We start from the raw sequence: 26,482 nt of genomic DNA on the forward strand, positions 1-26,482 counted from the left end.
GTACCCTCTAACATCTTTAAAGCTACACTGCATGGCTGCTGCTGCCCCCACCGAACTGACGGTCGAAGAAAAAATGCGCGAACTGTATCGCCTGCAACTCATTGACTCCCAGATCGACGAGATCGAGATCCTCAAAGGAGAACTCCCCATGGAGGTGAGCGACCTGGAAGACGAGATCGCCGGACTGGAGACGCGCATCAGCCGTACCGAAGGTATCGTTGACGAGCTCCGCACCGAGATCAGCCGCCACGAGGCGAACATGAACGAGTCGGACATGCTCATCACCCGCTACGAGGAGCAGATGAACAACGTCAAGAACAACCGCGAGTACGAGGCCCTGATGAAGGAGACCGAAATGCAGCGGCTCGAGATCCAGCTCAGCCAGAAGAAAGCCAAGACCGCCAGCGAAGACCTGGAAGGTCGCGTAGCTACCCTGGATGCCACCAAGGAACGGCGCGACGCCAAGCTCAAACTGCTCGAAGTGAAGCAGGAAGAGCTGAAGAGCATCATCGCCAAGACCGAAAAGGAAGAGAAGAAACTGCGCCGCCTCTCCGACAAGCAGCGCAAGCTCATCGAAGACCGCCTGCTGCGTGCCTACGACAAGACCCGTGCCAACTTCCGCAACGGACTGGCCGTAGTGACCGTGGAGCGCAACGCCTGCGGCGGATGCTTCAACGCCATCCCGCCCCAGCAGCAACTCGAGATCAGCCAGCGCAAACGCCTTATGGCCTGCGAACACTGCAGCCGCGTACTGGTCGACGGCAACATCCTTGAAGAAGAAGCTGTGGAATCTTAGTAGTACCGCCACGGAATAGCACGGAAGTGCGATAGGGATCACCCGGTTTGCTTGGCAGGCCGGGTGATCCCTTTTGGGATGAACGGTTCCGGTCACTGCAGCACATAGGCAAGCCGTTTGCCCACCTCTTCCGCGCCCCGGACCTACTGCCCGTACTGTTCTTTGGTGAGGCAACCCTGGGCCAGGGCAAAGAATAGTCGTGATAAAGGGCACGACAGCGACACAATATTCACTGATCCTGCAGCCGTGTGAGTGGCTAATGGTTCCAACACGCGGCTACCCTCCCTGGCTGAAGCACCGCAAACCCGGCAGCTAGCTCTTTTTTGTGAAATCGACGGTGTAACCCCAACGGTACTGGGTGGGAAACGGTACCACGGTGGAACCAGATTGCCGTACTATTGTCCCGTTCAACTATTGCACTACCTTATTGAAGCACTGACCTACTATTGTACTGAGATACTGCCAAACTACCGTTCTACAGTACTGCCGTACTAACCTACCTTTACCACATGTCCTCCAGAATCCTGATCATCGGTGCCGGCCGATCCTCCAGCGCGCTCATTAAATATGCCCTGAACAACAGCGAGGCACTGGGGTGGAACGTGACCGTAGCCGATGCCGACCCCGCCGCCGCCGCCGCCAAGGTGAACAACCACCCCCGCGGGACCACCGCCTGGCTCGACGTTACCAAAACCAACGACCGCCGGGAGCTGATCGGCCGGTCGGACATCGTAGTGTCGCTTTTGCCCGCCCATTTGCATATTGAGGTGGCCCAGGATTGTATCCGGCTCAAAAAGCACCTGGTAACCGCCAGCTACGTCAGTCAGGAACTGTACCGGCTGGGCGACGAAGCCCGCAATCGGGAACTGATCTTCATGGGTGAGATGGGCCTCGACCCCGGCATCGACCACATGTCGGCCATGCAGCGTATCAACGCCATCCGGGGCATGGGCGGCGAAGTGACGGCTTTCCGGTCGTTCACTGGCGGACTCATCTCCCCCGAAAGCAACGACAACCCCTGGGGCTACAAATTCACCTGGAACCCCCGCAACGTGGTGTTGGCCGGACAAGGCACCGCGCAGTACCTCGAAGACGGGAAACTGAAGTACCTGCCCTACTACCGCCTATTCGGCAATACCTGGGACGTCGAAGTGCCCGGCATCGGCAAATTCGAAGCCTACGCTAACCGCGACAGCCTCCTCTATCGCGAGCAGTACGGGCTGCAAAACATTCCTACCATCCTGCGCGGCACCCTTCGCTATCCGGGTTACTGCGCGGCCTGGAATGCGCTGGTACGCATCGGCATGACCGACGGCGATTTCCCGATCCTCGACAGCGAGAACATCACCTACCATGAACTCATGGAGGCCCTGGCACCCAGCGGCCCCGGTTCGGTAAAGGACCGCATCGCCAGCATGCTGAAACTCGAGCCCAAAGGGGAGGTCATGAAGCGCCTGACCTGGCTCGGCCTGTTCCGCAAGAAGCGCATCAAACTGAAGGACGCCACCCCGGCCCTCATCCTGGAAAACCTGCTCCTCGACAAGTGGAAACTACAGCCCGAGGACAAAGACCTCATCGTCATGCAGCACCAGATCGACTACCGGATCGACGGTAAGATCAAGCGTGACGTCTCCAACCTCGTGATGAAGGGCGAGAACGCACAGGATACGGCTATGGCTCGCCTGGTCGGACTTCCCCTGGGCATATTCGTACGACTGATGAGCCAGGGCAAGATCCACGCCACCGGCGTACACATCCCGACCATGCGCGAAGTGTACGAGCCGGTGCTGGAGGAGATGAAGGACTACGGAATGGAATTTACCCACCATACGGTTGACCTCTAGCACACTCGTCAGGGCCGGTCAGTTCAACCAGGCCGCCCGCCAGGGTGCCTACATCCTTATCGCCCTGCTCCTGCCCCGCCTGGGCGTACCGCGAAGCGTCATCGGGCAATGGGAGACCTTACTCTTCCTCGGATTCGTGCTCGGTTTCGGCTGGACCACCGGTCTGCTGCAGGGCTTCCTGGTACGCATGGGCGTCCTCGCCAACGGACGCGCGGCCCTTTTCGCCCGGTGGGCGGTCGGGACCACGGCACTTTTCTCGGCCGTGCTGTTGGTCTTGGCGGCAGTATTCCACGGTCCCCTGTTTCGCCTGTTGCAACTGGACGGTGCCCCGCTGGGCTGGCCGCTTTTCTTCCTGCTGCTGTTCAGCCGCTGGCCGGGCTACTGCTTCGAGCAGGCGCTGCTGCTCTCCGGTCGGGTAGGGTGGCTGACGTTCTATTCCGTGGCCAATGCCCTGGGCCTGCTCCTCTCCCTGCTGTTGCCGCTGTACCTGGGCCACGAAATGCTCTACGCCATGCGCTGGTTGGCGGGTTTCGCGGGTGCCAAGGCGCTGCTCCTGCTGCTATGGGTATTGGTACCTCCCCCTGCACCTGCGGCCGCGCCCTCTTCTTCCTACTCCTCCGAAATGACCGAGTGGCTCCGACAGAGTCGTCCGCTGGTAGCCTACGCTTCCGTGGCCGCCCTGGTGAGCGCGGTGGATCCCTGGATCGTGAACTACTGGTCGGGGGGCGACGAGGACGTATTCGCCGTGTTCCGATACGGCGTGCGGGAACTCCCCTTGCTGGCCGCCCTCATCAGCGGGATGACGGTGGTGGCTATACCGCTCATTGCCCGCGACGGAGCGGCCGGACTGGACCTGTTGCGCCGGCAGTCGCGCCAATTGTTCCACTACGTATTTGCCCTCAGTCTGGTCATGATGCTGACCGCACACTGGTGGTGGACGCTGATCTTTACCCCGGTCTTCGCCGAAAGTCTGCCCATCTTCCGCACCTACCTTCTGGTGGTGGGATGCCGCCTGGTATTTGCCATGACGGTGCTCACCGCCCTGAAAGAGACGAACCGCATCTACCTCTGGGGCCTGGCGGAATTGTTGGTGAACGTGGCACTCTCCCTGGCGCTGGCGCCCCGGTTCGGACTGCAGGGCATCATCTGGGCGACGGTGATCGCCAGCTACTTCCACGAGCTTTGTCTGGTACTCTACCTGCGCTACCGCACGGGGACGCCTTGGCGGTCGTACGCCGATCTGCGGTGGTATGGGGTTTACCTGCTGGCCTTGTTCATGGCTTACTACTGGATGGTGTAGGGGGGGTAGAAGGCTGATGCTCCAATTTCTCGATAACGATGACCAGGCGGGCGGGTTTGTCCACGATCCAGTTGGCGAAGCGGTCGACGGTGCGCCACAGTCGGTGCGGAAAATGGCGCAGCAACCGGTGGGTGCGCAGGTAGAGCAGGGCTTTATTGGAGAACTTTTCCATACGGAACCGGATGTCGGGCTGCGGATCGAGGAGGGATATTACCCGGGCTTCGTTGAAGCTGTGCAGGTGGGCGTGCAGTGGGGTAGGGCGGTTGCAATGCACGCAGAGGGAATACTGGATGGTCTCGTTGTAGGGCGTCGAAAGGATTATGGTTCCGCCGGGTCTGACGACGCGAATGAGGTTCTCCAGATAGGGAGTCACCTCCGGTACGTGCTCGATGACTTCCGAAGAGATGATGGCATCGACGGAATTGTCCTGAAAGGGAAGGGCAAGAACGTCGCCGGTCACCGCGAAGTGGCTGGGAGCCGGATAGAGACGCAGGGCTTCGGTGGTGTTGCGGAGCGCGAGGTCGAAACTGATGACGGCGTCCTTTCGACCCAGCAGTTCGCGGGCAACCCAGGCGCTGCCACAACCGACGTCGAGAACTACGCGGGCGGCGGCCGGCAGGTGCCGGAGGATGACCTCGTGCAGGCGCTGGTTTTCGTGACGGGTAGCGGGGTCGGGGGGCGCGGCGAAGTAGTCGAATTCCTGCGCGTCCCGCTGATAATGTTCCACGTAATTGGCCGGCTTCTCGCTCCTTGGTAACAGATTGTAGACCCCTTCCGGCGTGCGGTAGGCTGCCGGGGGATCGGGCAGGGGGCGAAGTATCCGGATCAGGTCGAACATGACCCAAAGCTACGGTCTGGACGACCGAAGCGGGAGACGCATCTATCGCATTATCCGGTCGGCTACCCGTTCCAGGAAGGAGAGATTTCCGTCGTCGGGATCCGCCAGACGGGTGGCCCTGCCGTCGAGTCTTGCTTCGAGGGCGCGGATGAAGCCGGCTTCGTCCTCCAGGTCCGAGACGTTGACGGTAAGCTTCCCGCCATCGTGGAAAATGACCATTTGCCGGTAGCGGTGCGCTACCTGTCCCCGAAATTCTCCAATCCGGTACCGCCGAATGCCCGAGAAGGGGACCCGTTGATTCGGACCGATACTGCGGCGCAGCGTGAGGGCACCGCCTTGCAAGACCAGACAATTGTTGAATAAATAGCCAAAACGAACAATCAACAGTAGACAGGCAAAGCCGGGGAAAATTGCCAGGAAATCTCCCAAGCCCTCATCGCTATCCCAAACAATCCAGGAGAAGAGGGCGATGACGGCGAGTTCCAGCAGGATGGCCCGCAGCGCGGCATCGGGGCGATAGGTGAATTCCGACATACGGTAATGATTGCCCTGAAAGTAATCAGCTGCGGACACCGAGGCAAATCCTAAAAGACGAATAGGCAAACTATATAGTGCGCCGGGGAAGAAATTGTGCCTGGAGGCCTCCCACTCGGCGCATCAATCGCAGCTCGACTTTTGCGAGGAGAGACGGAAATAGTATATCACCCCACGAGCACAGCAAGCAGGAAGCAGCGGCAGCTAAATTGAACCTTGTACTTCATAAATCGCAAATCACGCTAAATGCCCAGAAAGAAACGCTAACCAATATGCGAGATTAACTCCGAGGCACACCGGGATAGCGTGCTCGCGGGCGGGCTTAGGGCGTGAGTAGTTCCTGTAGCCCTGAGATCGCCGAATAATAACACCTCGGGCCTGGAGACCCTCCAACCAACTCGGCCTTGAACCTGCAGCACGAGCGCAGCGAGCAGAAAGCAGCGGCAGCTAATTTGTAAATTGAAAATGGCACTTTATAAATTGTAAATCAACCACTCTCCTCATCCAAGCCAAAACGCCCCCGCATAGCTCAAGCACCTCCCCCCGGATGAAGTATATTGTCGGCATGACGATTCCGGAAAAACTGACCGCCCTGCGCCAGCAACTGCTGGAGTATCAACTCGATGCCTACATCGTGCCGAGCACCGATCCACACCAGAGCGAATACCCCGCCCCGCGGTGGGCGTCGCGGGAATGGCTGAGCGGCTTCACGGGATCGGCCGGTACCATGGTTGTAACCCTCCACGAGGCACGGCTTTGGACCGACAGCCGTTACTTTCTGCAAGCCGAGCAGGAACTGGCGGGTAGCGGCATCCAGCTCATGAAGTTGAAAACGCCCCACACCCCCGAGTACGCCGAATGGCTGACCGACCACCTGCTCAGCGGGCAAACCGTCGGGGTGGACGGACGGATCTTCAGCGCCCACGCAGCACAGCGGCTGGAGAAGAAACTTAAGAAAGCCGGACTGCACCTGCGCACCGATCACGACCTGATCGACTTCATCTGGAAGGACCGCCCCGACCTTCCCAACCGACCGGTGAGTGAGCACCTGGCCGACTTCAGCGGTGAACGCTGGGAAGACCGACTGGACCAGCTCCTGGCCTGGATGCAGGAGCAGGACCTGGATTACTATCTCGTATCGGCCCTGGACGAGCTTGCCTGGCTGCTCAACCTGCGCGGGACGGATATCGACTTCAACCCCCTCATGGTCGGGTACTTTATTGCCGGTCGCCGCGGCGACCACGCCGTGTTTGCCGAGCAGACCGACGCCCTTTCCGGCTGGGCCGACAAACTGCCCGGTCTGCAGCGCCTGCCCTACCGCGAAGCGTCCCACTTCCTGCGCCGCTTGAACGCGGAGGACGCCGATATCGGGTTTGACCCCACCACCACTTCCGTCTTTCTGGCGCGGGCCGCCGGCGGTAAGGATGCGGCCAATTTCCCGAGCCCTATACCCCGTTGGAAAGCCAAGAAAAACCCCACGGCCCTCGGCCACCTGCGCGAAGTGATGGCGCACGATGCCGTCGCGCTCCTGCGCCTGCGCCGCTGGTTGGACGGAGCCGTCGGCGAAGGGGTCACGGAATACGAGGTTGGTGAAAAACTGGCGGACTTTCGGGCCCAGTACGATAATTACGTAAGTGAGAGCTTCAACCCAATAGTAGGCTACGGTGCCAACGGCGCCATCGTGCACTACCACGCTACGGCCGAAGATTCGGCTACCGTGAAGGCGGAGGGCATACTGCTGGTAGACAGCGGTGGCCAGTACCACAACGGCACTACTGACATAACCCGCACCTTCGCGGTGGGAACGCCTACCGAAGCGCAACGGCTGCACTTCACCCTGGTGCTGCAGGGGCACATCGACCTGGCCATGGCCCGTTTCCCGACGGGTACGAGTGGCGTACAACTCGACGTGCTGGCCCGACGGCCGCTGTGGCTGCACGAACTCAACTACGGTCATGGCACCGGACACGGGGTGGGCTTCTTCCTGAACGTTCATGAGGGTCCCGCGGGCATCAGTCCTAACCCCCTGTCGCCGACCGCCCAACACGCCCTGGAGCCGGGAATGGTACTCAGCAATGAGCCGGGTTATTACCGCGACGGCGAATACGGTATCCGAACCGAGAATCTGGTCGTCGTCACCGAATCGGACCGCGAAGGGTGGCTCTACTTCGAAACCATCACCCTCTTCCCGATCGACCGCCGCCTGATCGATACTTCACTGCTGACGGTCGCCCAGTTGGGGTGGCTCAACGATTATCACCGCCTCGTTTGGGAAAAGGTATCGCCGCTATTGGACGGGGACGAACTCGAGTGGCTTCGCCGGGAGTGCGCCACCCTGTAGGGCGAATGCGGCGTAAGACATCAACTCCGCCACCGCGCAACACGAACCCGCTGCACACGGAGCCGCAAATCAATAATCCTAAACGACCCTTCGAGCGCAGCGAACTGAAAGCAGCGGCAGCCAAATGGTAAATTGAAAATCGCAGTTCCCCCAAGGCCCTGAAAGGGACACCCCCAACAAGCAAGGTCAATTCTGAGGGACCCGAGGGAATGGCCTTGCGGGTACAGGGCCGCTAATGGTACATTGCCCTAGGTCCACCGTAATTGGTAAATCCCCAGGCTCGGCCCACAGGGCCTCGACGTGCCCCTCCAACTATCCGTCGCCGCAAACGTTCCATCCCCGATCGCAGAACCCCGACTCCCTTGCGCGAACTTAAATTCCTAAACCGATTCTTCTGGAAGTACCGCTGGCGCCTCGCGTTGGGTATCGTATTCATCTGTATTTCCAACTACTTTCAGGTTCTGCAGCCGCAGGTGATCCGGGAGGCCCTGGATCTGGTCATTGACTACGTCAATACCTACCGGATCTACGACGGTTTCGAAGTGCAGGGGGAGTTTTTTGGTATTTTGAGCCATACCCTGATGCTGTTTGCCGGACTCGTACTGGTACTCGCGCTGATCATGGGGTTCTTTCTGTACCTGACGCGGCAGACGATCATCGTGATGTCGCGGCTCATCGAGTACGACCTGCGGGAGGTGATCTTTGCGCATTACGAAGACCTGAGTCTCGATTTTTATAAGCGCAACAATACCGGTGACCTCATGAACCGGATCACCGAGGACGTCAACAAGGTGCGCATGTACCTGGGTCCGGCAGTGATGTACTGCGCCAACCTGATCTCAACCATCATCTTCGTAATTGCGAGCATGCTGGCGGTGAGTCCGACCCTGACGCTTTATACCCTGATCCCGCTACCCGTACTGGCGATCAGTATCTACTACGTAAGCAACATTATCCATACCCGCTCCACGCTGATTCAGCAGCAGCTTTCCAAACTGACCAGCATCGCGCAGGAGGTCTTTTCCGGCATCCGGGTGGTGAAGAGTTACGTGCGGGAGCGGCAGCAGGTGCAGTTTTTTGCCAAGCAAAGTGACGTATACAAGGACATGAGCGTCGACCTGGCCAAGGTGGATGCCTGGTTCTTTCCCCTTATGGTCTTCATGGTGGGTGCTGCGACGGTACTCACCGTCTACGTTGGCGGGCTACAGGTAGTCGCCGGCGAGATATCCGCGGGTAATATCGCCGAGTTCGTGATTTACGTGAATATGCTCACCTGGCCGGTGACCGCCATCGGCTGGATTGCCAGCATCGTACAGCAGGCCGCCGCCAGCCAGAAGCGGATCAACGAATTTTTAGATACCAAGGCCACCATCACCGATCCGCATCCCGAATACAGGGGCGCTATCAAGGGCGATATTACCTTCGAGAACGTCACCTTCGTATATCCGGATACCGGCATCAAGGCCCTGGATAACTTTAGTTTTACGCTGAAAGCCGGTGAAAAACTGGCCATCATCGGCCGTACCGGTTCGGGCAAAACATCGGTGGCTGACCTCTTGCTGCGGATGTATGACGTGACCAGTGGCCGCATCCTGATCGACGGTGAGGACATCCGGGAGATTGGTCTGGCCAACTTGCGGCGGAAGATCGGCTACGTACCCCAGGACGTATTCCTCTTCTCCGACACCATAAAAGCCAACATCGCCTTCGGAGCCGACCACGACCCCGACGACGCTGAAATCGAGCAGTTCGCCCGACACGCCGCCGTGTACAAGGATATCGAAGGCCTCACCCTCGGCTTCGACACCCTCGTAGGCGAACGCGGTGTTACCCTTTCCGGTGGCCAAAAGCAACGCGTGAGCATTGCCCGCGCCCTCATCAAGCGACCCGACATCGTCATTCTGGACGATAGCCTCAGCGCCGTAGACACCAACACCGAACAGCAGATCCTGGGCTACTTTAACCAGGCCTTGCAGGACAAAACCTCCATCATCATCACCCACCGCATTTACGGCCACCTCACCTTCGACAAGATCATCGTGCTGGAAGATGGCCGGGTAGCCGAGATGGGCACCCACGAAGAATTGCTCGCCAACGGTGGCTATTACAGCGAGATTGTGGAGCGGCAGATGGCCGAAGAGGTGGATGGGGAAGCTGGGTAGGGATTTGTTATTTACAATTTCCAAGGTGCTATATACAATTTACGATTTGGCTGCCGCTGCTTTCTGCTCGCTGCGCTGGTGCCCACCCGGGTGGAGGGTCTCCAGACCCGACGACGAGTTCAGCGAGCAGAGCCATGCGGTAGCCAACCGCCAAAGGCAGCAGCGCAGCTAATCGATAATCAAGTATCGAGAATCGCAAATTTCCAATGTCTGATTTGAACGAGACTTTTTGGTATCGCCGCTGCGGGGGAATCACACCTTATGCCCGCGAGGCCCATTCCTCGGTTCCCTCGGAATGGACCTCGCTAATTGGAAACCGTCCCTTCCAGGGCCGTGCGAGGAATATATGATCTACCAATTACACAGTTTCATTTACGATTTGGCTGCCGGTGCTTCATGCTCGCTGCGCTAGTGCCCACCTGGGCGGAGGGCCTCCAGACCCGACGACGAGTTCAGTAAGCAGAGCCGTGCGGTAGCCAACCGCCAAAGGCAGCAGCGCAGCTAATCGAGAATCAAGTATCGAGAATCGAGAATCGCAAATCTCGAACGTCTGATTTGAACGAGACTTTATGGTATCGCCGCCGCAGGGGGATCAAACCTTATGCCCGCGAGGCCCATTCCTCGGTTCCCTCGGAATGGACCTCGCTAATTGAGAACCGTCCCTTCCAGGGCCGGGCGAGGAATACATGATCTGCCAATTACACAGTTTCATTTACGATTTCGCTGCCGTAGATTTCTGCCTGCTATACCCGTCTCTTCTCTCCCTACACCCCTACTTTCTTTGCCCAGGCGGCGTAGAGGTTGGCCATCTCCTCCACCCGTTGCGGTTGAACCGTGGCAATGTCGCGGAGCTCGGTGGGATCGGTGTGCAGGTCGAAGAGGCGCCAGTCGGTGTCGGGGGCCACGCGGCTCAGTTTGTAACGGCCCACGCGAATGGCCGCTCGGCCGTAGTGCTCCCAGTAGAGGGGGCGGTCCTGGTGTTGGGACTGCTCGTTGAGAACCGAAAAGATATTGATACCCGGAAGTTGCATGGCACCCGCGTCCCCGCCCGCAGCAGTTACGCAGGTAGGCAGCAGGTCGATGACGTGGGCGTAGGCGTCAATCCAGTCGGAACGGGAGGGCAGACCGGCGGGCCAGTGGGCGATCAGGGGGGTGGCGATGCCGCCTTCGTCGGTCCACTGCTTGTACTTGCGGTAGGGGACGTTGCTGAGTTGGCTCCAGGGTTTGCGGTAGGCCACGTAGCTGCCCGGTTGACCGATGGCGGCGGTATCCCGGTGAAGGTTGCGGCCGGAGATATCCTCGGCGGAGCCGCCGTTGTCGGATAGGAACAGGATGAGGGTATTGTCGAGCTGTCCGGTGGTTTCGAGCTGGCGGACCAGGCGGCCGATGCCCTCGTCCATGCGCTGTACCATGGCGGCGTAGACTTCCATGCGGCGTTCCCACTGCAGGGCGGGATCGGCGGCGGACCAGTCGGGAACGTCTTCGTCGAGGGGGGGCAGCAGGTAGCGATCGTCGGTGAGGCCCAACTGCCGTTGCCGGGCGTGGCGTTCGTGGCGGAGGCTGTCCCAGCCCGCGGCATAGCGACCCCGGTACTGCTCCACGGTTTCTTCCGGGGCGTGCAGCGGCCAGTGGGGGGCGGTGTAGGCGAGGTAGAGGAAGAAGGGTTGATCGGCGAATTCGGCGACGTGGTCCTGCAGGACTTCGTTGGCGTAGTCGGAGTAGGCATCCGTGGCATAGAACCCGGTGGACGGTGGCGCCCAAGGGAGCGAGTCGAGCACCATCTGGCGATGACGATCCTGGTCCTGGCGAATGGTATAATAGCTACTCGCGCCGCTGATCAGGCCGAAGTACCGGTCAAAGCCCCGCCGCAGGGGCCAGTGCTCCGGCTTTTCGCCTACGTGCCACTTGCCGGCCATGTAGGTACGATACCCCTGTACCCGTAGCGCTTCGGCCAGGGTAGGGATACTGTCGCTGAGGTAACCCTGGTAAGGGCCGGGTGGGGGTTCGCTGTCGATGCTGCTCACCATCTTGCCCATTCCGGCGGTGTGGGGGTACTGCCCGGTGAGCAGGGAAGCCCGGGTGGGGCAGCAGCGGGCGGCGTTGTAGAAGTGGCGGAACTTCAGTCCCCGGGCAGCCAGGCGGTCCAGGGTGGGTGTGGCGATCTCCCCTCCGTAGCAGCCGAGGTCGGAGTAGCCCAGGTCATCGGCCAGGATGACTACGATATTGGGCGGGGCTGCCTCTTGGTAATCGTTTTGGGTTGACGGAGCTGGTGCCGGAGAATGGCATGTGAGCAGTGCCAGCAGGCAGCACAGGGCGAAGATCGTACGCATGGCGGTGGGGGTCCGGCGGATGGTCACTTAGTGGTGGGCCCGCCCATCGCCGTAAACACGTGGTCGACCGGCTCCCAGAGTTCGATTTTGTTGCCTTCAGGGTCCATGATGTGGACGAACTTCCCGTAGTCGTAGGTTTCGATCTCGTCGAGCACCGTGACGCCGTCGGCCTTGAATTGCTCGACGAGCGCCTCCAGATCGTGTACCCGGTAATTGATCATAAAGGGTTTGTAGGAGGGATCGAAGTAGGTGGTTTCCTCGGAGAAAGGGCTCCACTGCAGGTAGTTGATCTCTTCGGGGCGGTGCGCGTTGCGGAACTCGAAGGAGGAGCCGTAGGGGGTGGTAGCCAGTCCGAGGTGGCGGCTGTACCATTCCTTGGTCCGCTCAGTGTCCTCACACTTGAAGAATATGCCGCCGATACCGGTTACGCGGGGCTTTGTGGTGGCCTTTTCGGAGGTTGATTTCAGGTCTTCTGCCATGATCGTTGGTCGGGGATGGGTTAGTGAGGCTTGGAAGATAGGGGATAGCGGCGGTTCACCAGAAAAAGGACAATTAGGGGGATGGCCAGGTACAAAAGCAGGGAGACCAGTGAGGCCGCCTCCTCAGAGACGGGCCTCAGCAACAGGGCACCAAAGGGACCGGCGGCAAACAGGGTATGGTTCACCAGGTTCCACCCCAGGTGGAGGCCGAAGGGCAGGGCAATGGATGAGGTGCGGGCGTAGGCGAAAGCGAAGACGTAGCCCATAAGACCGGTAACCAGGAAGACCACGGCCATGGCCACCGGATTGCCCCAGGCACCCTGGGTGAACCAGTGGTATACGCCAAAGGCGGCTGCGGAAATCAAACAGGCCCCAACCTCGGGCAGGCGCCGCAGGAGCATATACAGGAGAATGCCCCGGAAGATCAGTTCCTCGAATAGTACGGAGTTGAGGTCGTACCAGAGGGAGTGGGCCAGCAGGCCGGGCACGATTTGCTCCACCCACGTCCAATGGATATCCTGGATGAGGGTAGAAATGCCATGGTAGGCCACGCACGCCAGGGCCAGTACCGTGAAGCCCCAGCTGAATTTCCGGCCGCGACGGGAGAGGGGTAGGATCCAGCTGCGGAGAAGGTTTCCGGGTCCGGTAGCGCGGGAGAGCCCCGCCGTGAATATCAGTAAGCCGAGATTGTAGAAGATGGTCATGCCGAGGCGTAAATACGGAATGACGGCGAAAATAACCGGTAGGGCGGGGCAAGGGGTAACCCCACTCCATCAACCAGGAACCTTACCTTACGGAAAGGGGCTGGACTATACACACTTTCTACCGCGATGAGATTTCTCCCGATCGTCTTCTCCCTTCTGTTTCTGACCGCCTGCCGCAGTGGCGGTATGCCCCCGGTCGCGGAGGGTGCCGCAGTACCGGGTACACCCAACGGCCGCATCGCCTTCGTAAGTAACCGGACGGGCAACTACGATGTCTACACCGTGAATACCGACGGCAGTGGACTGACCAATCTGACCGACCACCCCGCGCTGGACTTCAGCGTCTCCGGCTCGCCGGATGGGACTGCGCTGGCCTTCTATTCCGACCGGGACGGAAACCAGGAGATATACGTGATGCTCACCGAAGGCGGCCCACTGGAGCGACTGACCGATCATCCGACCGCGGACGTGCTCCCCCGTTTCTCCCCGGACGGAAGGCACATCGTCTTCATAAGCGAACGCGGAGGGAAAGGTCGCGACATCTACCGGATGAAACGCGACGGATCAGACGTCACCGCCCTGACCGACAACGCCGACTACGAAGAAAGCCCGTCGTGGTCCCCAAACGGTAGGCATATTCTGTTCACCCGTCAGTTGCGCGAGCCCAAGGACACCACCCACGCCGCCAACGGGGAGATCTTCCGCATGGAGGCCGACGGGAGTAACGTGCAGCGACTGACCCGCAAGGAGGGGTACGATTCGGGAGCGGTGTATTCCCCCGACGGGACACGTATCGTCTTTTACGGACTGGCCGACGACCGCTGGGACCTCTACCTCATGGACGCCGACGGCAGCAACCTCAGCAACCTGACCCAGGATACCACCGAATGTTACTCTCCGAGCTGGTCGCCCGACGGGCAATGGATCGCCTACACGGCCGGCTCAGCGGGGGCGTATGATCTGTGGCTGGTCCACCTGGCAAGCAAAGAGCGGATCCGGCTTACCAATGGCCCGAAACGGAATGAGGCACCCGCCTGGCTGCGGGAATGAAAGCGGGTTCCCGATAACCTCCCACCGTGCAGTTACTTCCGACGGAAAAGGCTGGCGATGGTCTTTCCGATCTCGTCGAGCTTTTCGAAGGGTTCCAGCATGGTGGGATTCCTGAAGTCGATGCTGGCGTCATCCGTCACACCGGCTTGGATGGGGTACACCAGGATGAAGCTCTTGTCGGCAAAGTACTTGTTGAGGTAGTAGGGGACCTTGATCATGCTCTCGTGAAAGGAGGGGTGTTCCTTGCGGCTCATGACGATGATGAGGTTGTCATTCTTCTGGATCTCCCGGGTCAGGATGAGGAAATCGTTCCAGTCGTCGAAGGCATTGAATTCGGCGTAGACCGGATGTTTCGCCTGCACCCCCTGGATGTACTCTAGGGTATCGGTGGGGCCATAAAAGACCAGCTTGGCGCCGGAGTTGCGGGCGATGTTCCAGACCTTGACCAGCCAGAACGGGAAGCCGATCTCCTTTTCCGCGTCGGCCGGAATGATGACCACGTGCCGCTGGATGGTAGCGAAGGGTTGGAAGGGCTTGTAGATCAGGGTGGTGGTGTTGCACTTGGTCAGGATCCCTTCCGTGAGGTTGCCGAGGAAGGTATCGGAGATGTCCTTTTTCACGTGCAGACCGAGGATCAGGTCGCTGATGCGCTGCTCCTTCACTACGCTGATGATGCCGTTGGCGATGTTCAGGTCGTAGCGTAGCAATTCGTGCAACTGGTTATCGGTGGCGGAGGCGGTTACCGCCGCCTTGTGCAGGATCTTTTTGGCTTTGGTGTCGCCGCTATTGCTGGCGGCATTGTTGTCGACGATGCTTAGCGCGTACAATCCGTCCTTGTTGTTCTTGGACTTCACCGTGATGCCCAGGTTAATGAGTTCATCGGTGGTCTCAGCGTTACTGATGGGGATCAGGATGCGCTCCCGGTGTTCCTCCTCCTCCCCGACGGTGTCTCCCGCTTCGGCCAGGGCGATGTTCTTGGCTCCCTTTTGAGCCACGAAGGAGGCCATTGTACAGGTGAAAAGGATCATCAGGATCGTACCGTTCAGGACGGTCTCGTCGAGCAGCCGGACGGGCTCACCCGCCGGCGTTTCGCCCAGGATGATGTTGTAGCCCACCAGCACGGCGGCCAGGGTAGCGGCGGCCTGGGCGTTGCTGAGGCCGAAGATCAGGCGGCGCTCGTCAACCGAGAAACCATAAGTGTGCTGCGTCAGCCAGGCGGCCAGGAACTTGGCGACGGTGGCCACAACGATCATGATGGTGCCTACCCGCAGGGTATCGAGGTCGGCGAAGAAAGCCCGGTAGTCGATCAGCATGCCCACCCCGATCAGGAAAAAAGGGATGAAGATGGCGTTGCCCACGAACTCGATGCGGTTCATCAACGGAGAAATGCGCGGGATAAGCCGGTTAAGCGCCAGCCCGGAAAGAAAGGCCCCGATGATCGCCTCAATACCCGCCAGTTCGGCCAGCGCGGCCCCGAGAAAGACCATCACCAGGACGAAGATGTACTGCGACACGTTGTCGTCGAACCGCCGGAAGAACCACCGGCCGATGACGGGGAACAGCAGCATGACCGTAAGTCCGAAGGCCAGGATCGACAGCGTGAGCCTTATCCAGAATTGAGCATTCACCTCCCCGGACGTCATGCCCACCACTACCGCCAGAACCAGCAGCGCCAGGGTGTCGGTGATCATGGTGCCGCCCACGGTGATGTTCACGGCCTTGTTCTTGGCCACCCCGAGCTTGCTGACCAGGGGGTAGGCGATGAGCGTATGCGAGGCGAACATGCTGGCCAGCAGGACGGACGTCAGTTCGGAGAACCCGAGTACGTAAAGTCCCGTCAGTGTCCCCAGCGTCATGGGTATGATGAAGGTGTACATACCGAAGACCAGACTTTTACGGCTGTTCTTCTTGAAGTCGACCAGGTCGATCTCCAGTCCGGCCAGGAACATGATGTAGAGCAGTCCCGCCGTGCCGGAGAGGATGATGCTGCTGTCCCGCTCGATCAGGTTGAAACCGTTAGGCCCGACGACCGCCCCGGCGATGATGAGACCCAACAGGTGGGGGATCTTGATCTTGTTCAGTAGCAGGGGCGCTACCAAGATGATGACCAAGATCAACAGGAACTTCACTACCGGATTGGTCAGGGGGAGCACGATGTCGAATAAATACGGTAGCAGCATACTCTCTCCCGGTAATCAGGTTATGCACTCTATCCGCCTCAGCGCCCCTCTTTGGTTCAGGCCCGCCTATCTCCGGGGCGCGTACGCGGGTGCCGTATAATCAAACGGATCCAAGCCAGGCTGGCACGGAATGCCGTTCGAAGATAGGGGCACGGCGCCGCCCATTTTTACGAATTATCCCCCAATGGAAATCGCGTAACCTTTACCCCCGAATCTCCTTCACCTCCCGCCGCAATCACGGGCGGTAGCGAGCAAAGGCGTGCGGCAGCGCCAATGAAAAATTGCATATAAAAAATTGCAAATTGTAAATCCCAAATCCTCCCGCCCCGGTCGACATCATGACGGATTGGCCGCAACGAGCGCAGCGAGCAGAAAGCAGTGGCAGCCAAATGCTAAATCGCAAATGGCAAATCAAAACTCGTAAATCCCAACCGGCCCTGAAAGGGACGGTGACCTCCTAGCGAAGTCAATTGTGAGGGAACCGAGGAATAGGCTTCGCGGACGAAAAGCGTAACGTTTTTATCACGAAGTCACCATAACGGTAAGAGTAATCGGGCCTGGAGACCCTCCACCCGCATCGGCCGGCTACGGGCGGAGCGCCACCAGGCGCGATCACGAGCGGTAGCGAGCAAAGGCGTGCGGCAGCGCCAATTAAAAATTGCATATAAAAAATTGCAAATTGTAAATTCCAAACCCTCCCGCTCCGGTCAACATCTCATGTCGGGCCGGCCGGAACGAGCGCAGCGAGCAGAAAACAGCGGCAGCCAAATGCTAAATCGTACATAGCAAATCAGAAATCGTAAATCCCAACCGGCCCTGAAAGGGACGGTGACCTCCTAGCGAAGTCAATTGTGAGGGAACCGAGGAATGGGCTTCGCGGACGAAAAGCGTAACGTTTTTATCACGAAGTCATCATAACGGTAAGAGTAATCGGGCCTGGAGACCCTCCACCCGCATCGGCCGGCTACGGGCGGAGCGCCACCAGGCGCGATCACGGGCGGTAGCGAGCAAAGGCATGCGGCAGCGCCAATTAAAAATTGCACATAAAAGATTGCAAATTGATAATTCCTAACCCTCCCGCTCCGGTCAACATCTCATGACGGGCCGGCCGGAACGAGCGCAGCGAGCAGAAAGCAGTGGCAGCCAAATGCTAAATCGCACATGGCAAATCAAAACTCGTAAATCCCAACCGGCCCTGAAAGGGACGGTGACCTCCTAGCGAAGTCAATTCCGAGGGAACCGAGGAATGGGCTTCGCGAGCAAAAATGGAAATTGGAAATAACCCCCACGAGCGCAGCGAGCAGAAAACAGCGGCAGCCAAATGGTAAATCGCACATAGCAAATCAGAAATCGTAAATCCCAATCCCCTCCTACATCCCCGCCGTATCTTTCCCCCGATGAGCATTTGGGATACCCTGTTTGGCCGCACCGCCGGTCGAAGCGACGGCGAAGAGCCCGATCACCGTTTCGGGCGCTATAACGATGCGTACAAGTCGCGGGAAAACTACGCGGCCTGGGAGGCGGCCGTCACGGCTTTCGAAGACGGGGAATTCCTGCAGAGTTGTACCGCCTTCATGGCCTACCTCTTCGATCCCCGGGAGAACAACGTGAAGTGGAAGCGGGAAGACGGTACCCTCTACTTCGAATTTTACCAGGGCAGTAAACGGGTGACGGGATTTGCAGACCGCGACCAGCTCCGCGCCTCGGCCCGCATCGCCCGCCTGGAACGAACCGATACGGAACTGCTCCGCCGCCTCACGGCCATGAACTACGAACTGAAGTATAGCCGCTTCGGACTGGACGATGAGAATTGCCTGACGATCATTTTCGATACGCCCGTGCACGACGCCAGTCCGCACAAACTCTACCATGCCCTCAAAGAAGTGGCCCAGCGCGCCGATAAGCAGGACGACCTTCTCCTCGAAGAGTTCAGCGGCTGTCTCAGTCCCGTGGAAGTCACCCACCTCGAGCCGCTCTCCGCCGAGCTCAAACGCATCAAGCTGGGATTCCTGCGGGAGCGCATCCAGGGCTTGATCGACTACCTCGCCTCTAACGCGATCAATCCGGAGGAACACCCGGGCGCCGTGGCCTATCTGCTGCTCGACCTCGTATACCGCCTCGACTACCTGCTGCGGCCCGAGGGGCACACCATGGAGGCCCTGGAACGGATGCACCGCATGTACTTCGAACGGGAAGAGGAGCAGCAGCCCGTGACCTACAAAAATGTCCGGCTGCTAGGGGAACTCCAACAACTGCTCCGCCGGGCCCCGGAAAGCTTCTCCGAAGAACTGTACGCCGGCAAGTACACCTTCGGCATCACCCTTCCGGCCAGCCACGACCGACTCGCCAGCCTGGTCAACAATGAATTGCCGAATATGGACTGGTACCAGGACAACGGCTACCTCCCCGTAGCGCGGGCTATCCCCGGCTACATCGCCGGTTACGCTTTGTTCAATTACGCCGTGCCGCCGCCCGATCGCGAACTGCTGCACCTGTACTACCGCGTGACGGAGAACGACTACTTCCACCGGCTGGGCTACTCCCAGTCCTTCCTTGACCGCGACGGCCGGCCGGCCCGCCGCGCCATTCGCTCGGCCGTTACCGAGATCGCCGAACGCTACCGATCGGAATACCCCCAACTGCGCCCCGCCGTGTCACAGCTCAATTTCGCCGACCTGACGGAGTTCAGCCGCAGCTACCTGGAGCTGATCCGTAACCTGGAGCTGGGCCGCCGCCCGTAGATCAATCGCTACTCTACGTACAGACCGCCCTTCAGCACACCGCGACTGATCACGATCTTCTGTACCTCACTGGTGCCTTCGTAGATCTGGGTGATCTTGGCGTCGCGCATCAGGCGCTCTACGTGGTATTCCTTTACGTAGCCGTAGCCCCCGTGCACCTGTACCGCTTCCACCGTGTGGCGCATGGCCACTGAGCTGGCAAAGAGTTTGGCCATGGCGCCGGCCTGGTCGTAGTTGCCGCCGGAGTCCTTGAGCCACGCGGCGCGATATACCAGCATCTTGGCCGCCTCGATATCGGTGGCCATGTCGGCGAGTTTGAAGGCAATGGCCTGGTGCTGGGAGATGGGCTTGCCGAAGGCTTCCCGCTCCTTGGAGTAGCCTACGGCGAGCTCGTAGGCACCGCCGGCAATGCCCAGGGCCTGCGCGGCAATCCCGATGCGCCCGCCGGACAGGATCTTCATGGCGAACTTGAACCCGAAACCGTCGTCGCCGATCCGATTTTCCTTGGGCACCTTCACGTTGTTGTACATGATGGTGTGGGTATCGCTGGAGCGGATGCCCAGCTTGTCTTCCTTGGCGCCGATTTCCACCCCGTCCCATTCCGTGTCTACGATGAAGGCGTTGATGCCGTGGTGGCCGGCCTCCGGGTCGGACTGGGCGATGACCAGGTGTACGCGACTGGTGCCGCCGCTGGTGATCCAGTTCTTGGTGCCGTTGAGCAGGTAGTGGTCGCCCTGGTCCACGGCCGTAGTGCGCTGGTGGGTGGCGTCCGAACCGGCTTCGGGCTCACTGAGGCAGAAACTGCCGATCCACTCACCGCTCGCCAGTTTGGTCAGGTATTGCTGCTTCTGTTCCTCGGTGCCGTAGGCTTCCAGACCGGAGCAAACGAGACTGTTGTTCACCGACATGATGACCGAGCAGCTGTTGTCGATCTTCGAAATCTCCTCGAGGGCCAGGATATAGCTGATGTAGTCCAGCCCGCTGCCGCCGTACTCCGGGCTCACCGTCATGCCCATGAAACCCAGTTCAGCCATTTGCCGCACCTGTTCGGTAGGGTAGGTCATGTGGGTGTCGCGCTCGATGACGCCGGGCTTGCAGACCTGCTGCGCAAAATCACGGGCCGCATCGCGCACGGCCAGCTGTTCTTCGGTGAGTTGGAAATTCATGATCGGCTTGGTTTGGGAACGGCGAAGTTAGCGAATATTCGCAAGCTCCGGGCGGCGGAGCGCGGGTGCCGTATCTAAGGCAAATGCGGGATTTGGGCGGGTGCCATCGGCTGGGCGGGCAAGGCGCGGTTGGGGGCCTTAGCGCCAGGCATAGCTGTTTTTCCGTCCACCCAATCTCGGCTTAATCTGGTGGTCCCGCAAACTCGCTCATCGGCATTCGCCGGACTAGCCTTGCACCCGCGGCCCCGCCCGCGCCCAGATCGCGATGGTACTCTACCAGGCCCAAACCCTTTGCGTAGATCTCGTAGCCCGTGAAGGTCGGACTGATGTCGCCCAGTTGCGCATCTCGCTGGCTGACCTCACCCTGCAGGTCGAAGACGACGGCTTCCCGCTCCTCGCCGAGCACCTTCAGGATCGTATCGCCGCGGTAATAGCGGTTCAGGGAGACGAAGTTCTGCGCGTCGCTGTTACCGGGCACCTTGAAGCGGACGCGGTATCCGCTGGCCTGCCCGTCCGTGGGATAAAAGGGGAATATGCGGTCGTACAGCACCTCTGTTTCCACTCGTTGCCGCTGCCCGTCGGGTGAGGGCGGGTAGAGGGCCAATTGCTCCAAATAAGCCCCGTCGTTTCGCACCCGCTCGGTGGAAACCTGCACGGGGGTGATGCCATTGGCGTAACGCGTGGCGCTCAGGTAGAGGGCCGTGTCGCGGTCGAGCCCCAGGTAGTACCAGTACTCGTAGGCTTCCTGGTTCACGTCGCCGGTGTTGCGGTACTGATAGACCAGTCCGTCGGTAAGCTCCCGGACAGGGTAGTAATAAGCGCGGATGTCCGGCTCTGAGGAACAGGCGAATAGCAGGGGGAGCAGCAGAAGCGGCAGCCGTCGCATCATTTCTGGCAGTACAGGACCCAGGCGGGCGGCAGGTTCAGGTAGATGCGGCGCACGTCGACCCGGCCGAAGGCGCGCTCGTAGTACGACTTCGTTTTCAGACTGTAGTGCACCTGATTGTAGCAGCCCCCGGCTCGGAGGTTGTCGCGGGCGGCGGTCACGATGCGTTGGCCGAGGTCAGGTGGAAGGGCGGCGAAGGGGATGGCGGAAACGATGTGGTCGGCGCGGTCGGCCCCGATCTTGTCGAGCCACGCCCGGATGTTCTCGGCGCTGTCCTGGGCCACCACCAGGCGGGGGTCGCCGATGGCGCGCATATCGTCGCAGAGGTCTTCGCTGACTTCGAAGGCGATCACCTTCCCTTCGGGGTGCAGTTGCTCCAGGATGTGGCGGGTGATGACGCCGTCGCCGGCCCCCAGTTCTACGATGGTGCGGGCGGTATTGAAATCGATGCGGTCGATGGCGGCCTTGCAAAGTGCCGGACTGCTGCGGGTAATGGTGCCCGTGGTACCGATGTTGCGCAGTCCCTCGAGCAGGAATGATAGTGTGCTCATGCTGATACGTTCCTCCCACCAAGCGCGGCGGCCGGTCAAAGGTTCGTTATACGTCGGTTCGCTCGGGGTCGAAGGCTTCCAGGTAATCGCCGATGCGCCGCAGGAAGGATCCGCCGAGGAAGCCGTCCACCACGCGGTGATCGTAGCTGAGGCTCATGAACATCATCTGGCGGATGGCGATGAGGTCGCCGTACTCCGTCTCAACCACGGCCGGTTTCTTGCGGATGGCGCCGACGGCCAGGATGGCCACCTGCGGCTGGTTGATGATCGGGGTGCCCATGACGTTGCCGAAGGTGCCCACGTTGGTCACGGTAAAGGTGCCGTCCTTGATCTCTTCGGGTTTGAGTTTGTTTTGCCGGGCGCGGTTGGCCAGGTCGTTGACCCGCTTGGTAAGTCCCATGAGGTTCAACTGGTCGGCGTTGCGGATCACGGGGACGATAAGGTTGCCGCTGGGCAGGGCGGCCGCCATTCCGATGTTGATGTTGGCCTTCTTGATGATCTGGTTGCCGTCGACGCTCACGTTGACGAGGGGGAAGTCCTTGATGGCCTTGGCCACGGCCTCGATGAAGATCGGGGTGTAGGTGATCTTCTCACCGTGCTGCTGCTGAAAGCCCTTTTTGACCCGTTCCCGCCAGTTGACGATGTCCGTTACGTCGACTTCGATGAAGCTGGTGACGTGCGGGCTGGTGCGCTTGCTGTCGACCATGTGGTCGGCGATGAGGCGGCGCATCCGGTCCATCTGTATGATCTCGTCGGAAGAACCGGAGGCAAGACTGCCGGCTGGTGCGACAGGGGGGCGGGGGGGAAGGGTTGTCGCGGAGGTTCCAGCCGTTGGTGCAGCCTTGCCAGGACCGGTTATGAAGCGGTTATCGCGCCGCTTCAGGTAGGCCTGAATATCTTGTTTGGTGACCCGGCCGCCGTTGCCGCTGCCGGGGATCTGGTCGAGCTCGGCCTGGCCGATGCCCTCCTTGTCCGCAATAGTACGAACTAGCGGAGAATAAAAGCGACCGTTTTCGGACTTTTCTGTGGGGGTGTTTTCTTTTTCTGGCGCGCTTGTCGCGGTGGCGGCGGCCTTTTTCTGGGGGGCGGGTGCCGGGGTGCTCGGTTCGGCCGGGGGAGTCGGTTCCTCAGACTGGGCAACGGCGGGGGAGGCTTCGACTTCGGCGCCGGCTTCGGTCTCGATCAGGGCGATCACTTCGCCCACGGCTACAGTGGTGTCGGGCTCAAAACGAATCTCCTTGATGGTTCCGGCTACGGGAGCGGGCACCTCGCTGTCGACCTTATCGGTGGCGATCTCCAGAACGGTTTCGTCTACTTCTACGGTGTCGCCCACCTGCTTCACCCAATTCAGGATGGTTGCTTCAATGATGCTTTCGCCCATCTTGGGCATTATGAGCTCTACTTGGGCCATGAGGGGTGCTTTGGTTTTTGCCGGCTGGTTAGGCCGTGATCGACTAGGGGAAAGCAAATTTAGGCGGTAGGGTTGACATTATCCCGTAGCGCCTGCTTTAGCCCGGCCGCACGGCGGCTGGAGGTGTGCGCTGTAGCGCCGACTTGAGTCGGCAGGCTGCCTGTCAGGATCGCAGCACAGCGGCTGAAGGAGTGTACTGTAGCGCCGACTTTTAGTCGGCAAGCTGCTGATAAACTTGAAAGGAAAAGTGGCCCGACGATGAATAATTCTATTGCATCCAGCCGGTGTTTTCAGGCAGCATGACGGCTGAAGCCTTCGCTACGCGTAGTAGGTAAAAGGATATTCCCGCCACTCGGTGACCAAACCTGCCTTGACGGGATTGTAAAGGATATAGTACAGGATGTTTTCGAAAGCTTTGGCATCACGGACGTAATGATCGTAGCTGTCTTTCTGCCAGAAGGTTCCCCTACGATCCAGGTATAAATTAATATCTCGGGCGGATGCACCCTTAATTCGGCGCATCACCTCCGATAGGGGCTGGTAACTAAAGCTTAGGGCATCATCCGTAAGGAAGAAGTTATCAACATCGGTAGTCTGGTTCCCGAGGGAGAGCAGGACATGAACGTGGTTGGGCATGATGCAGTAGGCTTTAAGCTCGTACAGGGAGCCATCGTATTGATGAAGTCGTCGTGTGAGACACCGGCACGCAGCGGGGTCCTGGAAATAGCAGCGGCTGTCGTGCAATCTGTCAAGGTGGTTGTCGTACGATTGGAAGTACTCATAGCGAGCCTGGGCAATTAGTCGATTACGATCCGCGGCGGGGAGCAGAATGTTAGTAGCTCGATGTACGGCTTGTTCGTATTCAAAACGCAATCCCTGCATCAACCGGAGTGGAAGTGCATTATGTACACGAAAGGTGACGAAGAAAGTGCCGCCTATTGGCGTATAGTGTGGGAGTCGACTACGGTGGAAAGTTGATAAGCGATTCATAGCGGTGGGGTGTACCGCTATATTAAACAAATTGTTTGTATTGTATGTGGGATAGGAAAAATTCTTTTCGGTTAGCTTCAGGATCACCGTTGCCAGATGTGCCGTTTCCGATTGGAGATCACAATGGCTCTAGCTATCGCTACGCATACCATCAATATTCCTTTGCAGTCTGACGGCTGAGGCCATTGGTATGTAGCGCCGACTTTTAGTCGGCAAGCTGCCTGTCAGGATCGCAGCACGACGGCTGAAGGTGTGTACTGAAGCGCCGACTTTTAGTCGGCAAGCTGCTGGTAAACCAGAAAGCGAAAGTGGCTCGACGATAAATTCGTTCAATGCACACAGCCCGTATTTCTTGGCAGCATGACGGCTGAAGCCGTCGCTACTAACCGCCGACTTGAGTCGGCAAGCTGCCTGTAGCAGTTGCAGTCTGACGGCTCAAGCCGTCGCTACGCGTGCCGCTAATATTTACTTGCAGCATGACGGCTGAGGCCATTGGTATGTAGCGCCGACTTTTAGTCGGCAAGCTGCCTGTCAGGATCGCAGCACGACGGCTCAAGCCGTCGCTACGCGTGCCGCTAATATTCCTTTGCAGCATGACGGCTGAGGCCATTGGTATGTAGCGCCGACTTTTAGTCGCCAAGCTGCCTGTCATGATTGCAGCCTGACGGCTCAAGCCGTAGTTACTTTTTGCGGATCGGCCGGCGCTTGGGCTTGGCCTTTACCACAGTTGCGGATTTTGCTTCGGGCTCCGTTTTTGGCTTAGCCTTCGCTTTGGTTCTGGGTTTTGCTTCGGTCTTGGGTGTCGACTCTTCCTTGGCCTTTGCTTTCGGGACTGGTTTCGGTCTGGCCTTGCGTTTCGCTTTCGGCTTGGCTTTGGGTTGGGGTGCGGGATCCGGCCGGTCGGTCAATTCCAGTCGAAGGAGGTTGAGGGCGTGGTGGCAGGTGTAGGTAATGTTCCGGGCGCGGTCCTTGCCGTAGCGCAGCAGCTTGGTGCGGGTGCCGCTTGGCGTGGCCAGGGCAATCCAGATGGTGCCTACGGGCTTGTCCGGCGTGCCGCCGTCCGGGCCGGCAATGCCGGAGGTGGCCATCGCATAGGTGGCACTGAGCCGTTCGCGGGCTCCTTCGGCCATGGCAGTGACGGTTTCCTCGCTTACCGCACCGAATTTTTCCAGGGTTTCAGCCGGGACGCCGAGGGCCCCCTTCTTGACGTCGTTGGAGTAGGCGATGATGCCCCCCAGAAAGTGCTTGCTGGAGCCCGGGTGGATGGTGATCATGTGCCCCAGCGCCCCGCCCGTGCAACTCTCGGCAGTGGCTACCGTCTCGTCGCGTTCCTCGAGGCGGCGGCCGACCATGGAGGCCAGGTTGTCGTTGCCGTAGCCATAAACCAGATTGCCGAGGGCCCCTTCGATGTGATTGCGGTACTCGTCGAGTTGAGCCTGAAGCAAGGCTTCCACCTGACCGCGGGCGCTCAGCCGCAGGCGTACCGTACCGGTGTCGGGCAGGTAGGCCAGCGACATATTTTCGGGAAGGTTGTCTTCGATCCGTTCCAGGCGCTCGGCGATGGTGCTTTCGCCGGCACCGGCGGTAAGGAGGGTAATGGATCGCAGCAATTCGGCATCGAGGTTTCGTTTCTGGATGCGGCGGATCACCTCGTGGTCCATCAGGTAAACCATCTCGTGTGGCACACCCGGCATGGAGACCACGATCTGCTCCTCCTTTTCCAGCCAGAGGCCGGGGGCGGTACCGTGTTCGTTGGGCAACACCCGCGCTCCGGTGGGCAGCCGACACTGCTGCCGGTGGTGATCGGTGCATTCCCGACCGAGACGGGCGTAGACCTTCTGCAAACGCTTCCAGGTGGGGTTGTGAAGGCGCAACTCGGCACCGAAATAGTCGGCCAGCACCTGCTTGGTGATGTCGTCCTTGGTGGGGCCCAGGCCGCCGGTCATGAGCACCAGGTCAGACTGCTGCAAGGCGCGGTCGAGCCCACCCATAATGGCCATGCGGTTGTCGCCTACGCTCAGGTGTTCAACTACGCTGATACCTTCTTCACTCAGGGCAGCGGCCATGTAGGTGGCGTTGGTATCGATGACCTGCCCGATGAGGATTTCGTCTCCCACGGTCAGAATGGTTGCCTGCATAGATGTTGGTTTTCTAATAAGGCTGTACAGTTTCGGGCGGG

General features: G+C 59.5%; 19 protein-coding genes. 7 read left to right on the forward strand and 12 right to left on the reverse strand.

The annotated features are described in order from the left end of the window. Positions 1-31 precede the first annotated feature (31 nt). The 3 genes from E4021_RS11555 to E4021_RS11565 all read left to right on the forward strand — a co-directional run bounded on the left by E4021_RS11555 (position 32) and on the right by E4021_RS11565 (position 3,940). Positions 32-796 (forward strand): zinc ribbon domain-containing protein, encoded by a 765-nt coding sequence (locus tag E4021_RS11555; protein WP_136459515.1) that lies wholly within the window; start codon positions 32-34, stop codon positions 794-796. A 509-nt stretch (positions 797-1,305) separates the two neighbouring features. After that, the gene (locus E4021_RS11560) at positions 1,306-2,640 is read left to right on the forward strand and encodes a saccharopine dehydrogenase family protein (protein WP_136459516.1); all 1,335 of its coding nucleotides are present in this window, start codon (positions 1,306-1,308) and stop codon (positions 2,638-2,640) included. Further along, positions 2,630-3,940 (forward strand): lipopolysaccharide biosynthesis protein, encoded by a 1,311-nt coding sequence (locus E4021_RS11565; protein ID WP_136459517.1) that lies wholly within the window; start codon positions 2,630-2,632, stop codon positions 3,938-3,940. The genes E4021_RS11560 and E4021_RS11565 overlap by 11 nt, the downstream gene beginning before the upstream one ends. On the opposite strand, the gene E4021_RS11570 is transcribed toward E4021_RS11565, so the two are convergent. Together E4021_RS11570 and E4021_RS11575 are read right to left on the reverse strand one after the other, a co-directional pair. Beyond that, positions 3,915-4,778, reverse strand: a complete 864-nt coding sequence (locus tag E4021_RS11570) for a class I SAM-dependent methyltransferase (RefSeq protein WP_136459518.1) — start codon at positions 4,776-4,778, stop codon at positions 3,915-3,917. The two genes, E4021_RS11565 and E4021_RS11570, sit on opposite strands and share 26 nt — an antisense overlap. Positions 4,779-4,820: 42 nt before the next feature. After that, on the reverse strand, positions 4,821-5,312 hold the full coding sequence (locus E4021_RS11575; RefSeq protein WP_136459519.1) for a hypothetical protein: 492 nt from the start codon (positions 5,310-5,312) through the stop codon (positions 4,821-4,823). A 547-nt stretch (positions 5,313-5,859) separates the two neighbouring features. Here E4021_RS11575 and E4021_RS11580 point away from each other — a divergent pair. Further along, complete coding sequence (locus tag E4021_RS11580) at positions 5,860-7,653, forward strand: aminopeptidase P family protein (RefSeq protein WP_136459520.1); 1,794 nt, start codon at positions 5,860-5,862, stop codon at positions 7,651-7,653. A 362-nt stretch (positions 7,654-8,015) separates the two neighbouring features. Continuing rightward, on the forward strand, positions 8,016-9,815 hold the full coding sequence (locus tag E4021_RS11585) for an ABC transporter ATP-binding protein (protein WP_136459521.1): 1,800 nt from the start codon (positions 8,016-8,018) through the stop codon (positions 9,813-9,815). 764 nt (positions 9,816-10,579) lie between these two features. Here E4021_RS11585 and E4021_RS11590 read toward each other — a convergent pair. Genes E4021_RS11590 through E4021_RS11600 form a run of 3 tightly spaced genes read right to left on the reverse strand, consistent with a single transcriptional unit; the run spans position 10,580 to position 13,328 of the window. After that, the gene (locus E4021_RS11590) at positions 10,580-12,145 is read right to left on the reverse strand and encodes an arylsulfatase (protein WP_136459522.1); all 1,566 of its coding nucleotides are present in this window, start codon (positions 12,143-12,145) and stop codon (positions 10,580-10,582) included. A gap of 23 nt (positions 12,146-12,168) precedes the next feature. Beyond that, positions 12,169-12,624 (reverse strand): VOC family protein, encoded by a 456-nt coding sequence (locus E4021_RS11595; protein ID WP_136459523.1) that lies wholly within the window; start codon positions 12,622-12,624, stop codon positions 12,169-12,171. A gap of 20 nt (positions 12,625-12,644) precedes the next feature. Further along, positions 12,645-13,328: a CPBP family intramembrane glutamic endopeptidase gene (locus E4021_RS11600; RefSeq protein ID WP_136459524.1), complete on the reverse strand. Its 684-nt coding sequence runs from the start codon at positions 13,326-13,328 to the stop codon at positions 12,645-12,647. 126 nt (positions 13,329-13,454) lie between these two features. On the opposite strand from E4021_RS11600, the gene E4021_RS11605 reads away from it, so the two are divergent. Next, positions 13,455-14,378: a PD40 domain-containing protein gene (locus tag E4021_RS11605; RefSeq protein WP_136459525.1), complete on the forward strand. Its 924-nt coding sequence runs from the start codon at positions 13,455-13,457 to the stop codon at positions 14,376-14,378. A gap of 32 nt (positions 14,379-14,410) precedes the next feature. On the opposite strand, the gene E4021_RS11610 is transcribed toward E4021_RS11605, so the two are convergent. Continuing rightward, positions 14,411-16,558, reverse strand: coding sequence for a cation:proton antiporter (locus tag E4021_RS11610; RefSeq protein ID WP_136459526.1), 2,148 nt, complete (start codon positions 16,556-16,558; stop codon positions 14,411-14,413). A 1,397-nt stretch (positions 16,559-17,955) separates the two neighbouring features. Between E4021_RS11610 and E4021_RS11615 the strand changes: the two genes are divergently transcribed. Next, positions 17,956-19,299, forward strand: a complete 1,344-nt coding sequence (locus tag E4021_RS11615) for a YbjN domain-containing protein (RefSeq protein ID WP_136459527.1) — start codon at positions 17,956-17,958, stop codon at positions 19,297-19,299. Positions 19,300-19,307: 8 nt separating this feature from the next. On the opposite strand, the gene E4021_RS11620 is transcribed toward E4021_RS11615, so the two are convergent. The 6 genes from E4021_RS11620 to E4021_RS11645 all read right to left on the reverse strand — a co-directional run bounded on the left by E4021_RS11620 (position 19,308) and on the right by E4021_RS11645 (position 26,441). Then, complete coding sequence (locus tag E4021_RS11620; protein ID WP_136459528.1) at positions 19,308-20,465, reverse strand: acyl-CoA dehydrogenase family protein; 1,158 nt, start codon at positions 20,463-20,465, stop codon at positions 19,308-19,310. Positions 20,466-20,646: 181 nt separating this feature from the next. Then, positions 20,647-21,354: a hypothetical protein gene (locus tag E4021_RS11625; protein ID WP_136459529.1), complete on the reverse strand. Its 708-nt coding sequence runs from the start codon at positions 21,352-21,354 to the stop codon at positions 20,647-20,649. Further along, on the reverse strand, positions 21,351-21,902 hold the full coding sequence (locus E4021_RS11630) for a class I SAM-dependent methyltransferase (RefSeq protein ID WP_136459530.1): 552 nt from the start codon (positions 21,900-21,902) through the stop codon (positions 21,351-21,353). The genes E4021_RS11625 and E4021_RS11630 overlap by 4 nt, the downstream gene beginning before the upstream one ends. A gap of 46 nt (positions 21,903-21,948) precedes the next feature. Next, positions 21,949-23,313 (reverse strand): dihydrolipoamide acetyltransferase family protein, encoded by a 1,365-nt coding sequence (locus E4021_RS11635; RefSeq protein ID WP_136459531.1) that lies wholly within the window; start codon positions 23,311-23,313, stop codon positions 21,949-21,951. 318 nt (positions 23,314-23,631) lie between these two features. Further along, entirely contained in the window at positions 23,632-23,949 is a 318-nt protein-coding gene (locus E4021_RS18590; protein WP_136459532.1) for a transposase, read from the reverse strand. Positions 23,950-24,983: 1,034 nt separating this feature from the next. Continuing rightward, complete coding sequence (locus E4021_RS11645) at positions 24,984-26,441, reverse strand: competence/damage-inducible protein A (RefSeq protein ID WP_168797578.1); 1,458 nt, start codon at positions 26,439-26,441, stop codon at positions 24,984-24,986. Positions 26,442-26,482 lie beyond the last annotated feature (41 nt).

The organism is Neolewinella litorea, from assembly GCF_004803465.1.
In the GTDB taxonomy this organism is placed as follows: domain Bacteria; phylum Bacteroidota; class Bacteroidia; order Chitinophagales; family Saprospiraceae; genus Neolewinella; species Neolewinella litorea.

Bases quoted from the DNA above. Each gene is read 5' to 3' on its own strand.
- E4021_RS11555 (WP_136459515.1), top strand. From the start codon at position 32: ATGGCTGCTGCTGCCCCCACCGAACTGACGGTCGAAGAAAAAATGCGC.
- E4021_RS11560 (WP_136459516.1), top strand. From the start codon at position 1,306: ATGTCCTCCAGAATCCTGATCATCGGTGCCGGCCGATCCTCCAGCGCG.
- E4021_RS11570 (WP_136459518.1), bottom strand. From the start codon at position 4,778: ATGTTCGACCTGATCCGGATACTTCGCCCCCTGCCCGATCCCCCGGCA.
- E4021_RS11575 (WP_136459519.1), bottom strand. From the start codon at position 5,312: ATGTCGGAATTCACCTATCGCCCCGATGCCGCGCTGCGGGCCATCCTG.
- E4021_RS11580 (WP_136459520.1), top strand. From the start codon at position 5,860: ATGAAGTATATTGTCGGCATGACGATTCCGGAAAAACTGACCGCCCTG.
- E4021_RS11590 (WP_136459522.1), bottom strand. From the start codon at position 12,145: ATGCGTACGATCTTCGCCCTGTGCTGCCTGCTGGCACTGCTCACATGC.
- E4021_RS11595 (WP_136459523.1), bottom strand. From the start codon at position 12,624: ATGGCAGAAGACCTGAAATCAACCTCCGAAAAGGCCACCACAAAGCCC.
- E4021_RS11600 (WP_136459524.1), bottom strand. From the start codon at position 13,328: ATGACCATCTTCTACAATCTCGGCTTACTGATATTCACGGCGGGGCTC.
- E4021_RS11605 (WP_136459525.1), top strand. From the start codon at position 13,455: ATGAGATTTCTCCCGATCGTCTTCTCCCTTCTGTTTCTGACCGCCTGC.
- E4021_RS11610 (WP_136459526.1), bottom strand. From the start codon at position 16,558: ATGCTGCTACCGTATTTATTCGACATCGTGCTCCCCCTGACCAATCCG.
- E4021_RS11615 (WP_136459527.1), top strand. From the start codon at position 17,956: ATGAGCATTTGGGATACCCTGTTTGGCCGCACCGCCGGTCGAAGCGAC.
- E4021_RS11620 (WP_136459528.1), bottom strand. From the start codon at position 20,465: ATGAATTTCCAACTCACCGAAGAACAGCTGGCCGTGCGCGATGCGGCC.
- E4021_RS11625 (WP_136459529.1), bottom strand. From the start codon at position 21,354: ATGATGCGACGGCTGCCGCTTCTGCTGCTCCCCCTGCTATTCGCCTGT.
- E4021_RS11630 (WP_136459530.1), bottom strand. From the start codon at position 21,902: ATGAGCACACTATCATTCCTGCTCGAGGGACTGCGCAACATCGGTACC.
- E4021_RS11635 (WP_136459531.1), bottom strand. From the start codon at position 23,313: ATGGCCCAAGTAGAGCTCATAATGCCCAAGATGGGCGAAAGCATCATT.
- E4021_RS18590 (WP_136459532.1), bottom strand. From the start codon at position 23,949: ATGCCCAACCACGTTCATGTCCTGCTCTCCCTCGGGAACCAGACTACC.
- E4021_RS11645 (WP_168797578.1), bottom strand. From the start codon at position 26,441: ATGCAGGCAACCATTCTGACCGTGGGAGACGAAATCCTCATCGGGCAG.